The sequence below is a fragment of the Collinsella aerofaciens ATCC 25986 genome, assembly GCF_010509075.1.
Lineage (GTDB): Bacteria > Actinomycetota > Coriobacteriia > Coriobacteriales > Coriobacteriaceae > Collinsella > Collinsella aerofaciens.
The window spans coordinates 742,896-757,051 of the sequence record NZ_CP048433.1 but is presented as its reverse complement, the minus strand read 5'-3'; the positions used below and the strand labels follow the sequence as shown (position 1 = coordinate 757,051).

Annotated in this window: 13 protein-coding genes; all 13 read left to right on the top strand. The window is 48.7% G+C overall.

Annotated features, from left to right (window positions below):
- Nucleotides 1-72: 72 nt before the first annotated feature.
- On the top strand, nucleotides 73-1,050 hold the full coding sequence (locus GXM19_RS03530; RefSeq protein WP_115596199.1) for a glycosyltransferase family 8 protein: 978 nt from the start codon (nucleotides 73-75) through the stop codon (nucleotides 1,048-1,050).
- A gap of 4 nt (nucleotides 1,051-1,054) precedes the next feature.
- Nucleotides 1,055-1,981: a glycosyltransferase family 2 protein gene (locus GXM19_RS03525; protein ID WP_006236225.1), complete on the top strand. Its 927-nt coding sequence runs from the start codon at nucleotides 1,055-1,057 to the stop codon at nucleotides 1,979-1,981.
- A gap of 21 nt (nucleotides 1,982-2,002) precedes the next feature.
- On the top strand, nucleotides 2,003-3,277 hold the full coding sequence (locus tag GXM19_RS03520; protein WP_138341626.1) for a lipopolysaccharide biosynthesis protein: 1,275 nt from the start codon (nucleotides 2,003-2,005) through the stop codon (nucleotides 3,275-3,277).
- A gap of 77 nt (nucleotides 3,278-3,354) precedes the next feature.
- The gene (locus GXM19_RS03515) at nucleotides 3,355-4,050 is read left to right on the top strand and encodes a glycosyltransferase family 2 protein (RefSeq protein WP_082222965.1); all 696 of its coding nucleotides are present in this window, start codon (nucleotides 3,355-3,357) and stop codon (nucleotides 4,048-4,050) included.
- Between the two features lie 11 nt (nucleotides 4,051-4,061).
- Nucleotides 4,062-4,412 carry a DUF2304 domain-containing protein gene (locus GXM19_RS03510; RefSeq protein ID WP_082222966.1) on the top strand — a complete coding sequence of 117 codons (351 nt, stop codon included), beginning with the start codon at nucleotides 4,062-4,064 and terminating at the stop codon, nucleotides 4,410-4,412.
- A gap of 4 nt (nucleotides 4,413-4,416) precedes the next feature.
- On the top strand, nucleotides 4,417-5,211 hold the full coding sequence (locus tag GXM19_RS03505; RefSeq protein WP_082222967.1) for a glycosyltransferase family A protein: 795 nt from the start codon (nucleotides 4,417-4,419) through the stop codon (nucleotides 5,209-5,211).
- Between the two features lie 55 nt (nucleotides 5,212-5,266).
- Nucleotides 5,267-6,745: a DUF2142 domain-containing protein gene (locus GXM19_RS03500; RefSeq protein ID WP_040360056.1), complete on the top strand. Its 1,479-nt coding sequence runs from the start codon at nucleotides 5,267-5,269 to the stop codon at nucleotides 6,743-6,745.
- Nucleotides 6,746-6,758: 13 nt separating this feature from the next.
- Entirely contained in the window at nucleotides 6,759-9,035 is a 2,277-nt protein-coding gene (locus GXM19_RS03495; RefSeq protein ID WP_040360058.1) for a glycosyltransferase, read from the top strand.
- 110 nt (nucleotides 9,036-9,145) lie between these two features.
- Nucleotides 9,146-10,045 carry a glucose-1-phosphate thymidylyltransferase RfbA gene (gene rfbA, locus GXM19_RS03490; RefSeq protein WP_040360061.1) on the top strand — a complete coding sequence of 300 codons (900 nt, stop codon included), beginning with the start codon at nucleotides 9,146-9,148 and terminating at the stop codon, nucleotides 10,043-10,045.
- Nucleotides 10,046-10,140: 95 nt separating this feature from the next.
- On the top strand, nucleotides 10,141-10,578 hold the full coding sequence (locus GXM19_RS03485; RefSeq protein ID WP_040360074.1) for a DUF4869 domain-containing protein: 438 nt from the start codon (nucleotides 10,141-10,143) through the stop codon (nucleotides 10,576-10,578).
- A 9-nt stretch (nucleotides 10,579-10,587) separates the two neighbouring features.
- The gene (locus GXM19_RS03480; protein ID WP_006236235.1) at nucleotides 10,588-11,562 is read left to right on the top strand and encodes a hypothetical protein; all 975 of its coding nucleotides are present in this window, start codon (nucleotides 10,588-10,590) and stop codon (nucleotides 11,560-11,562) included.
- Between the two features lie 75 nt (nucleotides 11,563-11,637).
- Nucleotides 11,638-12,657 carry a dTDP-glucose 4,6-dehydratase gene (gene rfbB, locus GXM19_RS03475; RefSeq protein ID WP_006236236.1) on the top strand — a complete coding sequence of 340 codons (1,020 nt, stop codon included), beginning with the start codon at nucleotides 11,638-11,640 and terminating at the stop codon, nucleotides 12,655-12,657.
- A gap of 12 nt (nucleotides 12,658-12,669) precedes the next feature.
- Nucleotides 12,670-14,124 carry a sugar nucleotide-binding protein gene (locus tag GXM19_RS03470; protein WP_006236237.1) on the top strand — a complete coding sequence of 485 codons (1,455 nt, stop codon included), beginning with the start codon at nucleotides 12,670-12,672 and terminating at the stop codon, nucleotides 14,122-14,124.
- Nucleotides 14,125-14,156: the final 32 nt, after the last annotated feature.

Below are 14,156 nucleotides of genomic sequence, written 5' to 3'. Positions count from 1 at the left end.
TCGTTTCGGCCTCTTTCATTAAGTCGTCATCATTAATTTCTATTGGGTGAATTAAGGTGAAGTTTGGTAATCATGAATTTGCTTTATACGGTTGATAACAATTTTGTCCCACAGTTGGCCGCCAATATTTGCTCGGTTGTTTCAAATCATTCCGGTATTCAAGACATTACTTTTCATGTCTTCTCTAATGGCATTACAGAGGATAACCAGCGTTTGCTCCAGGAGATGGTGACCGAATACAACCAAAACCTTGTATTTTATGATATTTCGAACTTCAAAGATGCTCTCGGGTTTGATTTTGATACATCGGGATGGAATGAAATAGTTCTTGCTAGGCTTTTGATGGCACATTTTCTACCTAATGAGATCGAAAGAGTTATTTACCTCGATGGCGATACGATTGTTCTTGGGGATATTGCTCTTCTTTGGAATCAAGATCTTAAGGGTTGCGTGGTTGGAATGGTTCCCGAGCCAACGGTCGGCCCATCTCGACTTAATGATTTAGACTTAAATGGCTGTCTGTACCACAATGCTGGCGTGTTGCTCGTTGATTTAAAGCAATGGAGATCAACTTGTTGCGAAGATCAATTATTGGATTATTGCGAGCGCCGCTCAGGACGCTTGTTTGCGAATGATCAAGATGCTCTAAATGCAGTACTTAAAGATAAGATTTGCAGTTTATCCCCTGCGTTCAATTATTCCAATATCTTTGACTACTATCCGTTTATATTCTTAAACTCGTTAATGCCGGGCTTTTCGGATGAAAACAGTTTTAATACCGCAAGATCGAAGCCCATCGTTGTCCATTATCTCGGCGAAGAGAGGCCATGGCGGCGGGGGAATACTCATCGCTTCAATAATGAGTATCACTTTTATTTATCAGAAACGTTCTGGAAGGACGCGAAAGATGAAGATGGTTGGGGCGCTTATTTTCTTGCTTGGCGGACTTTTAATTTCCTAACCAGGCCTTTTCCTCAGCTTCGTTATAAAGTGATCAGCGGGTTGATTCCCGCATTTCTTAAATATCGTGCCTCGCAAAGAAATAAATAGGATTATGGATAAAATCAAAGACAAGTCTGTTTGCATTGTTTTACCCACATATAACGGCGGAAAGTATTTGGCCAAACAGCTTGATAGTATCTTGGAGCAAACTTGGCCTAATTGCTCCGTCTATATTCGTGATGATGGTTCAACGGATGAAACTGTTGAAATTGCACAATGGTACTGTCGGTCAAACTCCAGCATTCATTTAATTCAAGATTCAATCGGTAATCTTGGGTGCCCAAATAGTTTTTATGAAATTATCAAACGGGTTCCCGAATATGACTACTATGCATTTGCCGATCAGGATGATATTTGGAAGACCGATAAAATTGAACGGGCGGTCAGGGCAATTGAAAATAGTGGAGACAAGGTGCCGACTGTCTACTTTTCTTCCTTTTCATATGTAAACGAAGATGGCGAGACGATACGCGAGTCGGCTCCGCAGGACAAGTACCTCTCTTTTCATAACACCTTGTTTTATACTCCCGGACTAGGCTTCACGATAGTATTTAATCGCCTTGCCTGCAGGGCCTTTATTCTTGAGGTAGATCCAGGGAATGAAATGCATGATCGCTGGCTGATTCGGTGTGCTTCGGCATTTGGAAAGGTATTGTTTGATTCCGTCTGTACGGCTTCACATGTTCGTCATTCCTCTGCGGTCACGTCTGGAGATAATCGTTATTTTGATCTTTTAAAGACCTATTTTAAGGACGAGCTATTTGGTGATAGATCGAAAGATGAGAGTAAAAAGTTAAGCCATTTTTCTGCGGTGTTTTATGATGAGCTTAGTTTTGAGCAGAAACATGAGCTTGATATTTTCACCAATGATGATGGGATTATTTCAAGACTTAGGAAAGCATTTTTCCCAAAGCGTCTGCGACCTACTTTGATTTCTGATTTACTTCTTCGCGTTTTGTTTTTATTCAACAAGGCCTGATGATCCACTGCTGGAGTGATTGTGTCTAATAGAAAAACGAAAGAACTCTCTGTTGAGCAGAGTCTTGTTTGGAACAGCGTCGGCTCGATGGCGTATTTGATTTGCAACTGGCTGATTACTGTTCTTGTGGTGACACTTGGTTCCGACATTAGCATGTCTGGTAGCCTTGCTGTGGCTATGTCTGTTGGTAATATTTTTGCGACCATTGTTTTGCTTAGAGCGCGCCCCGTTCAGGTTTCTGAGAGCTATTCTGATTTTACGACTGGGAATTTTATCGCTCATAGAATCGTTGCAACAATACTTGCCTGTGTAATTTGCTTCTTCTATTGTTTAGTCTCTGTTGCATTCAACGATTGGGCAGTTGTTGCTGTTTATTGCCTATTTAAAGCTGGTGATTCATTTGTCGATGTTCTTCACGGTGTGGATCAGGTAAACAACAGATTGGACATTGCGGCTATCTCTCAAATAGTTCGTGGCGTAGGAGTTCTAGTCTCCTTTTCGTTGTGCTTGTTGCTATTTGATAACTTGGTAATAGCCGTTGCTTCAATGGCTTTTGTTACCATAGCTGTTGTGCTTACATATGATTTTAGAATGACAAAACGGTTTTGTGCCGTTATACCTGATTTTGATTTTACTTCCCTTATCAAATTGTCGCGTATCTGCTTTCCCGGTTTTGTTGCATCTCTTGCGTGCACGGCTGTTGTTAGCGTAACAAGACAGTTCTATGGCCTTTCCTATGGAAATGAGGCGTTGGGTTTTTATGCCGCCGTTGCCACTCCGACTGCCGTAATTCAGGCTCTCGTATCTTATCTATATGCCCCCCTGCTTGGACCTATTTCGGCAATGTGGCGAGAAAACGAAACTCACCGATTACGCTTAGTATTTATTAAGATGCTCGTTTCCGTATTCGTTTTGACGGCGATGTGTGCCATGGCTAGTGCTTTCATAGGCGAACCTGTGCTTACTGCTATTTATGGCAAAGAAGTTGGCCTTCACTCAGATTATCTTCCGTTGGCACTCGTTGCTACCGCATTCACTGGTTTGAACTTTTTCACTATTGATGTCTTTATTGCATTTGGGAAACCGATTATTGGCACGATTTCTGGTGCCGCTTCGTTAGCGTTGGCCGTGTTTCTTTCTCGTTATTGTTTTGTGAATCCGGTATTTGCTTCTGATGCAAATGTCATCAATATCATTATCTTGGTGGCATACGGTTTTGGATTATTATTTTCCTTCCTTTGTATAATTAACCTATTAAATCGGAAGGCGAAGCAATCTGTCACATCCGAACTGTAAATTCGCTCTCCTTGTTTCGATAGGGTTTTTCAGTTCGGCTTGGGCTGTTTGATTGATATTCTGTACTGAGGATTCAGATGATGCATGAATTAAGAGCGCTGGTTATCATCCCAGCTTTTAATGAAGAGGCGAACATTTTAGATACGGTTTCTTCTGTGGAGGAAGCTGGATACGATTATGTAGTTATTAACGATGGCTCTACTGATGACACTTTGCGTGTTTGTCGCGATGCGGGGGTTAATGTCCTGGATTTACCGCAGAATCTTGGCATTGGAGGCGCGGTTCAAGCCGGACACAAATATGCCAAACGCTTTGGCTATGATGTAGACATCCAAGTTGATGGTGATGGGCAGCATGACGCCCATTACATATCGCGCTTGCTTGATGAAATAAATAATGGGTCTGATTTAGTTATCGGATCGCGATTTCTTGAAGAATCTGAAGGCTTCAAGTCAACCTTCTTGAGGCGTCTTGGAATTAGATGGCTCTCTGCGGTAATTCATCTTACAACTCACGTTCGTGTTAGCGACCCCACTTCTGGTTTTCGCGCATGTGGATCTAAGGCCATAGATCTGTTCTGTAAAAAATATCCCGTAGACTATCCGGAGCCGGATTCTGCTGTTGCGGCTATGGTTAAGGGCCTTCGCGTTACAGAAGTGCCTGTCGTAATGAAAGAACGACAGGGGGGAAAGTCGTCAATTTCTGGTTTTAGTAGCATTTATTACATGATAAAGGTTACTTTGGCGATTATCATCTCTTCATTCTCGAATTAGGACGGGTTGTTATGCATATTTCCTTACAGTTTGGTGTCATTACTGCTTGTTTAGTTTTGCTTTGTTTTGTGCTGCGTCTTGTATTAAAGGATAGCCTTCAGCTCAAGTATTCACTTCTTTGGATTGTTCTTGCATTGGTTTTGTTGGTATGCGGCCTCTTTCCGCAACCTCTTTACTTCATTTCAAGTTTATTTGGTTTTCAGACTCCAGCCAATTTTGTTTTTGTCTTAGGGTTTTTATTTTTGATATGCATTGTTCTTTCTATGGCATGTCTGTCAAGTAAACAATCTTCTGCAATTGCTAACTTAACTCAACGAATTGCATTGCTTGAAAAAGAGCTTGAATCAAAAAATAGGGAGTAATGCCATGTGCTTGGCAAAAGATCATACATTTGTATTGTGCGCATACGGCGAGTCTCCGTACTTGTCTGACTGTTTAGATTCTTTAGTGAACCAAAGCACCCGAAGTAATATCCTTATATCGACGTCAACTCCTAATTCCTATATTGATCGTATAGCGTCTAATTATTCGATTCCGGTAATTGTTAACGAGGGGTCGCCTAGCATATCTCATGACTGGAATTGTGCTATTGCGAATTCAAATACAAAGCTTGTGACTATAGCTCATCAGGATGATATCTATAGCTCTAGTTATACGGAAACTATGCTGCGGGCTATGAAAGAAGCGGATCGACCTTTAATCTTCTTTTCTAATTATGGTGAGATAAGAAATGGCGTATATGAAGAAAACCTCCTTATTCTGAAAATTAAGAGAATTTTACTTCGTAAGTTTGCTCGCCACGGCGCTCTTTCATCGGTTAAGGATAAAAGGGATATCCTGAGGTTCGGTTCCGCCATCTGCTGTCCTTCTGTGACATTTAATCTAAGCATCTTACAGACACCGTTATTTATGACAGACATGAAATGTGACTTGGACTGGGAGGCATGGGAAAGATTCTCGAAAATCGACGGATCTTTCGTTTATTCTCCCGAGGTTTTAATGTTTCATCGAATTCATGAAGGCTCTGAGACCACGGCGTTGATTAAAGATGATACAAGGAGGTCGGAGGATGAAACTATGCTTCAAAAATTCTGGCCCAAGTGGTTTGCTCCAATAGTCTGTAGCCTGTATTCGCTTAGCATGAGAAGCAATTCTTTATGACGCTGCAACAATGCCGGCGTAAGTTGAACATTTATCGAGACGGAGTTGTAGAGTTATGAATCTAGATACCTTTACTGGTCATCTGAAACTATCTGATAGTTATCGAAAAGCTCTGACGTTTATCGTTTATCCACTTATAGCTGCACTCTCTCTTTGCTTGGGATTTTTCTACTATTGCGCCTTTAAAGCCAGCGCTATCGGATTGCCTGGGCTATGGCTCTCGGCTCTGCCCTTAATCGCCTGCTTGTTCGTTGGTGTCCTATTATTAATTAAAGAGCAGCACAATCCCGCAATTTGCTTTGTGGTGATTGGTGTGCCCGCTGTAACTGCTTTTGGCCTTTTCATGCTGCCCGCTAATGTTCCAGACGAGGCTTCTCATATTTGGCAGGCGGCCGCCTTATTGTCTCGTAACGGCAATGGCTTTGATGTTGTCTCTTGCTTCCAATTGGGTCAGTTTCCTTCATCGTACGCAGATTATTTTAATGCAATGACTCAGCCTACCGATTGGTCTAGCGTCTTTGTGTGCCATACGTATTTGGGGAGCTATTACCCTCATCTTTATTTAATTCCGGGAGTAATTCTAGGATTTGCGCAGCAAACGGGTTTCAATGCCTTTGTGGCCCTTTCAGTTTCGCGCGTGTGCGCTGGATTAATATATTGCTTCGCGGCTTATTGGATAATCAAACTGATGCCAGTTGGTAAAAATGCTGTTTTGATTTTTTTACTAAATCCCATTTTATTGCAGCAGGAAGCGTCTGTTTCGGCTGATTCTGTCGCAAACATTGTTGCCATTTTGTACGTTGCTGTAGTTGTTAAGATTTATGCGGACTCGTTGTACTCATATCGATCTCTGCTGGCGTTAATACTGCTATCCGTTTTACTGCTTCTTTCAAAGATAATGTTTTTCCCGTTGGTACTCTTGAATCTTATTCACTGGAAAAAACTTAAAGGAACAGACAGCTATATAAAGTTCATCTTTTCCTTCTTTGCGATAGCTTTTGTTGCGAGCTGTGCGTTCGTGTCTCTTTATCATGGTAGTTTCATGCCAGATTCTTTTGATTTGATGCGAGCGCCGCTGCATTGCGCAAAGGTCTTTATTAAGTCTATTTGGGAGATGGGGCCATTCTGGTTTCAATCCTATGCAGGTTACAATCTTGGCGCTCTTTCGATTAATGTTTGGCCATTTTGTTTTTGGCTTTACATCATTCTTCAGTCCGTTGTTCTGTTTTATAACGATGAGAATAATAAAAAATTATTCTGCAGTACGGATCGCTTTGTAATGATTGCTGTTGTATTCGTCAATTTCTTCCTGATTGTTATGACGATGAGGAACTGGACTCTTACTGTTGATAAGCGTGAAGATATTATCATGGGGGTCCAAGGACGATATTTATTCCCACTGGTCCTTCCGGTTCTGTTGAATATCTTGCGACCGATAAAATCAAGTTCTGAAGGACATGTCTTGCTTGGTTCTTCATTGATAATGAGTACTATTCTATTTGTTGACTTTATTTCAATTCTTTCTGCGTTTTAGGAGTTAGTGTTTCATGTTGAACCTTCTTGAGGGCATTGGTTACACCGTTAAAGAAGAGGGCTTTTATAACGTCCCCAAGAAGGTCTCCCATGTACTCTCAATGCATAGGCCTCGATTTGATTTTGGCTCTCGCCAAGACAATTCTTTTTTTGATGTTATTTTTATTAATGGATGTGATTATTCCGTTCCGCATCCTATTAGGTACCGTGTCGATCATCAGATTGAGGAACTTGAGGCTGCCGGCTTAACGGTCCAAAAGGTTAATGCCTGGGAGATGGAAAAGGATATTCTTAGGCATGCGCGTACTTTTATTATTTTCCGTTGTCCCCTAAGTGATGAAGTTGAATCTTTAATTAGGCAGGCAAAAAAACTCAATAAGCGTGTTATTTATGACATTGATGATTTGGTTATCGACACTGCTTATACCGATTCTATTCCGTTCGTTAATGCAATGACTGCTCATGATAAGTCTTGCTATGACGATGGAGTCAGGCGAATGGGTGAAACACTGAAGCTTTGCGATTGCGCTATCACTACTACTGAGGGTATGGCGGAAGAACTAAAAAAATATGTTCCCAGGGTCTATATAAATAGAAATGTAGCATCTGAATCGATGATTGATTATTCGAATATTGCTATCTATCGTCGAGATGTACTCCCCAGCTTGCAAAGCTCAAGCGTCTTGCCCGAGGATAGGGTTCCCTATAAGCGAGCGGTTGAGCGAAGGGATGAAAAACAGAAAACTCAGGAAATCAGAATCGGCTATTTTAGCGGAAGCATTACCCATAATGCAGATTTCAATTCAGTGCTCCCAGCATTATCTAAGGTAATGGAGACTCATCACAACGTCACCCTGATGGTGGGCGGGGAACTCGATGTTCCTGATGACTTGATGCCATTTTCTGAACGTATTGTCACGTTCCCATTTTGCGATTGGCGTCGGCTTCCAAATTATATAGCTTCCTGTGATATCAATATCGCTCCTTTGGAGAATACTCTATTCAATCGAGCTAAATCCGAGAATAAATGGATTGAATCTTCGCTTGTTAAGGTTCCTACGGTTGCTAGCAATGTTGGCGCCTTTAAGAAGATGATTCAGGATGGCGTTACTGGATTTCTCTGCGATTGTGTTGAGGACTGGTGTGCTGCCCTCAATCGTCTGATATTAGATTCTGATCTTAGGAAGAGCGTCGGCGAATCTGCATATTTATACTGCCATGAGCACTGCACTACTGTTTCGGCTGCTAAAGCAATCCGAGATATTATTGTAAAAGAACAATCTCCCAATCTCGCAATGGTCATGCCGAGCGTGAATACTAGCGGTGGTGTCTTAGTCGCCCTTAGGCATCTGTGCATTCTTCAAGACGCTGGCGTTGATGTATTGTTGCTTAATACTGATGATTCAACAAAGTGGCTTGAAGTTTTCGGACATCGTATTCCTGTTCTTAATCGTGTCGTTCCTAGCGGTAAGCTCGATAAATGTCCTTTGTCGGGTGCAATTGATACCGCAGTTGCAACCCTTTGGGACACTCTTGATTTTGTTAGGCGCTATCCACGTATTGGTAAGAAAAAGTACTTGGTCCAGAATCTGGAGACCGATTTTTATCTTCCAGGAGATAGACTGCGCCTTCAAGCAAATGCCACGTATTTGAATAATGATATTGACTATTTGACAATTTCGCCTTGGTGTGAGGAATGGCTTCAGGACAGGTTCGGTCAGGATTGTAAGTCTGTGCCAAACGGACTTGACCTTGCTGCGTTCCCTCATTCTGTGCGCGATTTTTCTTTGCCCAAAATTAGGATTCTAATTGAGGGGGATTGCGGTTCTGATTATAAAAATGTTGATGAAGCTTTCAGGGTAGTGGAAAGGCTTGACTCTGAAAGATATGAGATTTGGTACATGAACTACACTGGTAAAAAGAAGCCTTGGTACCGTATTGATAATTTCCTCGGTAGAGTACCGCATGATCAAATATCAGACATCTATAACCAGTGTCATATTTTATTGAAGACAAGCATTCTCGAAAGTTTTTCATATCCCCCGCTGGAGATGATGGCGACCGGCGGCTTTGTTGTTGCTGTTCCCAATGGAGGTAATGCAGAGTTCCTTCGCGACGGATTGAATTGCTTGCTTTATGACCGGGGAGATATTGATGCTGCGGTGAGCTGCATTAATCGCATCGTTAATGATCACGGTCTTCGTAAGACGCTGTATGACGGGGGATTGAAGACTGCGGAGGAGAGGGACTGGTCAAAACTGACGGATAGAGTCGTTCGCCTATATGACTGATACTATAGTTTTAATGTGATGGATGCATACTTGCGGCAACGTAGACCTTTAAGTTAACGTTGCCGCAAGCATGCAATGTCTGGCTGCTTTATTTTTTAAGGAGTTATGTTATGAAAGGCATCATCCTCGCCGGCGGGTCCGGCACGCGCCTGTACCCGCTCACGCTCGTGACCTCCAAGCAGCTGCTGCCGGTCTACGACAAGCCCATGATCTACTACCCGCTGTCCACCCTCATGCTGGCGGGCATCCGGGACATCCTGGTCATCTCCACCCCGACGGACCTCCCCAACTTCGAGCGCCTGCTCGGCGACGGCTCGCGCTACGGCGTGAACCTGTCCTATGCCGAGCAGCCCTCGCCGGACGGCCTGGCGCAGGCCTTCACCATCGGCGAGGACTTCATCGCCGGCGAGCCGTGCGCCCTGGTGCTCGGCGACAACATCTTCTACGGCAACGGCCTGTCGCGCCACCTGACGCGCGCCGTCCAGAACGCCGAGTCGGGCCGCGCCACGGTCTTCGGCTACCACGTGGACGACCCCGAGCGCTTCGGCGTCGTGGAGTTCGACGCGCGGGGGAGGGCCGTCTCCATCGAGGAGAAGCCCGAGGCGCCCAAGAGCTCCTACGCCGTCACCGGCCTGTACTTCTACCCGGGCGACGTGGCAGCCAAGGCGCACGAGGTTCAGCCTTCCGCCCGCGGGGAGCTGGAGATCACCACGCTCAACCAGATGTACCTGGAGGAGGGGACGCTGTCGGTCGTCACCCTCGGCCGCGGCTACGCGTGGCTGGACACCGGCACCATGGAGAGCCTGCACGAGGCGGCGGAGTTCGTCCGCGCCGTGGAGCACTCACAGGACCTGCCGGTGTCCGTCCCCGAGGAGATCGCCTGGGAGAACGGCTGGATCACGACCGCCGGGCTCGAGGAGGCCGCGAAGGCCTACGGCAAGTCGGTCTACGGCCGGCACCTGAAGAAGGTCGCCGCCGGCGAGATCGTCAACAGCCCGCGCGAGTACTAGCGCCAGCTTGTTTTCTTTTAGGGGTCACCGTTTATCTGGTGGCCCCTTTCGTTATGATTACGTTGACCATAAAGATAATATGATTGGGAGTGGATGTGTTAAGCGTCTACTTTGGCGATATGCCAGAAGCGATTTACAACACAGCGACATATTTCAAAAACTCTTACCGGTCTACTTGGATTACGGATCCCTATGCAGTCTCGATAATTAAAGATGTCGATCGATCGGATGTTGTCTCCGAAAACGTCATCGAAAGCCCCGTGCTTGGATCCATCTCCCCACTCCAGCTTTCTGGTGGCGTGAAAACGCTGCTGCTTATGAGATTTGATCGTAAGCATATTTTTAACGCCTCTACCTGTGGTGACAACTGTGCCAAGTGGATTCTTGACATGGCGAAAGACCGCAAGCTCGTTGTGAATCTCTATCATGTGATGGACTTTGGTCGCGAGGATTTTAAAATTAAAGTCGTGAATAGCGGCCGAATCGTTCACAACATGGCCGAATTGATTCACGAGTCGATTCCGTATCTGTAGGTACTGCTTATGAACGGTTCGCATCTCGTTAAGATTTCCCGCCGCAGGGGAACTAAGTACACATTTACCATCAAGCGGAACATCACTATTGTGCGTGGCGATAGTGGCACGGGTAAGACGACACTGTTTGACATGGTCGCAGACTACATGCGAACGGGCGAGCAGTCGGGTGTCTCCTTGCAATGCGATTGTCCCTGTGTCGCCCTGACCGATTATGATTGGCGAAACCAGCTTTCGTCCGTTCATGACTCGATTGTATTTGTCGATGAGGGCTTAAAAGAGATCCATTCTGATGAGTTTGCCCATCATGTGCTGTATTCCTCGAATTATTTCGTGCTGATCTCAAGGGCTGATTTCCCCAATCTTCCGTATAGCGTGGATGAGATTTACAAGATTAAGACGAGCGGAAAATACCATTCCTTCGTCCCTGTTTATCAAGATCGCGGAAATCATCGTTATGCTATTTCCCGATCGGCGCCAAAACAGGACTTTTCTATCCTTCTATGCGAGGACAGTAAGTCTGGTTTCCAGTTCTTTGAACGGCATTTCGCTGATAGTGAGCTTACCTGTGCTTCGGCCATGACGAACAGCGCGATTTTGGGCTGGTTGGATCAGCATTTCGACGATCGCGTGTTTGTTGTCGCGGACGGAGCGGCATTTGGGTGCTATGCGGACCGCGTCCTTAAGCTGCAAGACATTCATCGCGATACTGTTACGGTTTGTCTTCCCGAGTCATTCGAGTGGCTTCTGCTGAGCTCTGGCGTAATTTCAGGGTTAGATGTTAAGGCGGTTTTGGAAACCCCAGAAGCCTTTGTAAACAGTGAGAAGTTTAAAAGCTGGGAAGACTTCTTCTATAAGTACTTACGCGATAAAACTGGGAATTCGGTCTTCCGGTACGACAAAGACTGCATTCCGGAGGCGTTTTGTAGGGGAAGTAATTCTGCGAAGGTTATGGCTCTTATCGCATGCCGAAATGTCCGATAGTTTTGTTGAATAGTGTCGCGGCGTCACTTCCTGCGGCATACTAAAGAAGCTGTACTTGCTTCAGATTGGATTTTTATGTCTGGGTTTTTCGAACCGAAGAATATCATCGTCACCGGCGGCTGCGGCTTCATCGGCAGCAACTTCGTGCACTACGTGGTCAACAACCACCCCGACGTGCACGTGACCGTCCTGGACAAGCTGACCTATGCCGGCAACCCCGAGAACATCGCGGGCCTGCCCGAGGATAGGGTCGAGCTCGTCGTCGGCGACATCTGCGACGCCGGGCTGCTGGACCGCATCGTCCCGGGCCACGACGCCATCGTGCACTACGCCGCAGAGAGCCACAACGACAACTCCATCGCCGACCCGGAGCCCTTCCTGCGCACCAACGTGGAGGGCACCTTCCGCCTGCTGGAGGCCGTCCGTAAGTACGGCATCCGCTACCACCACGTCTCCACCGACGAGGTCTACGGCGACCTGGCGCTCGACGACCCCGCCAAGTTCACCGAGGAGACGCCCTACAAGCCGTCCTCGCCGTACAGCTCGACCAAGGCCAGCTCCGACATGCTCGTGCGCGCCTGGACGCGCACCTACGGCCTGCGCACCACGATCTCCAACTGCTCCAACAACTACGGCCCCTACCAGCACGTGGAGAAGTTCATCCCCAGGCAGATCACGAACATCGTCGACGGCGTCCGCCCCAAGCTCTACGGCCGCGGCGAGAACGTCCGAGACTGGATCCACACCGAGGACCACTCCAGCGCCGTCTGGGACATCCTCACCAAGGGCCGCATGGGGGAGACCTACCTCATCGGTGCCGACGGCGAGAGGAACAACATCACGGTCCTGCGCATGATCCTCGAGGCGATGGGGAAGGACCCCGAGGACTTCGACTGGGTCGCCGACCGCCCCGGCCACGACCGCCGCTACGCCATCGACTCGACCAAGCTCCAGCGCGAGCTGGGATGGAGGCCGGCGCACACCGACTTCGCCGAGGGCCTGAAGGCCACCATCGACTGGTACGTGGCCAACGAGTCTTGGTGGCGCCCGGCCAAGGAGGCCACCGAGGCCCGTTACCGCGCACAGGGCCAGTAGGAGGGGAGAGACATGGCAGACATCGCATTCGAGAAGGACCTCGCCGTCGCCGAGACCGGCATCGTGGGCCTCAAGGTCGTCGACCTCGCCGTCCACGGCGACTCGCGCGGCTGGTTCAAGGAGAACTGGCAGCGCGCCAAGATGACCGCGCTGGGCATCCCGGACCTCAGGGTCGTCCAGAACAACGTCTCCTACAACGACAGCCGCGGCGTCACCCGCGGCATCCACGCGGAGCCCTGGGACAAGTTCATCTCCGTGGCCCGCGGTTCCGTCTTCGGCGCCTGGGTGGACCTGCGCGAGGGCAGCGAGACCTTCGGCAAGGTGTTCACGACCGTTTTGGATCCCAGCAAGGCCATCTACGTCCCGCGCGGCGTGGGCAACTCCTTCCAGGCCCTGGAGGACGGCACCGCCTACACCTACCTGGTGGACGCCCACTGGTCGCTCGAGCTGAAGAGGACCTACACCTTCGTGAACCTCGCCGACCCCGAGCTTAACATCCAGTGGCCGATCCCGCTCGACCAGGCCACCGTCTCCGAGGCGGACCTCAACCACCCGATGCTGAGGGACGTCGTCCCCATGGCGCCGAAGCGCACCCTCGTCACCGGCTGCAACGGCCAGCTGGGCCATGCGGTGCGCGCGCTCGCCGAGGAGCGCGGCGTCGCCAAGGACTTCGACTTCTGCGACATCGACACCTTCGACATGTCCGACCCGGACGCCTACGCGCAGTACGACTGGTCGCTCTACGGCACCGTGATCAACTGCGGTGCCTACACGGCGGTCGATAAAGCGGAGGCCCCCGAGGGCCGCGTGACCGCCTGGAAGGCCAACGCCACCGGCCCGGCCCTGCTCGCCCGCACCTGCGCCGGGCACGGGATCACCCTCGTGCACGTGTCCTCCGACTACGTCTTCGACGGCACGGCCGAGGTCCATACCGAGGACGAGCCCCTCAGCCCGCTGTCCGTCTACGGCCAGACCAAGGCCGCGGGCGACATTGCCGTGGCCGGCTGCCCCCGCCACTACATCATGCGCAGCTCCTGGGTCATCGGCGAAGGGCACAACTTCGTCAAGACGATGAAGGCGCTCTCCGACCGCGTCGCCGACCCCGAGGACGGGCTCACGCAGGTCACCGTCGTGGACGACCAGCTGGGCCGCCTGACCTTCACGCGCGACATGGCGCGGGCCATCTTCCATGTGCTGGGGACGCACGCCCCCTACGGCACCTACGACTGCACCGGCTCCGGCGCCGTGAAGTCCTGGGCCGACATCGCCCGCGCCGTCTTCGAGGCCGCCAACGGCAACGGGGACAAGGTCGTGCCGGTCAGCACCGCCGACTACTACGGCGGCGCCGAGGGACCCGTCGCCCCGCGCCCGGTCCACTCCGCGCTCGACCTTTCCAGGCTCGAGTCGGTCGGGTTCCACATGCCCGACTGGGAGGAAGAGCTTGGGGAGTACCTCAAGACGCTCTAGCCGCTATCAACTTTTCGAGAGTAAAAGCCGCC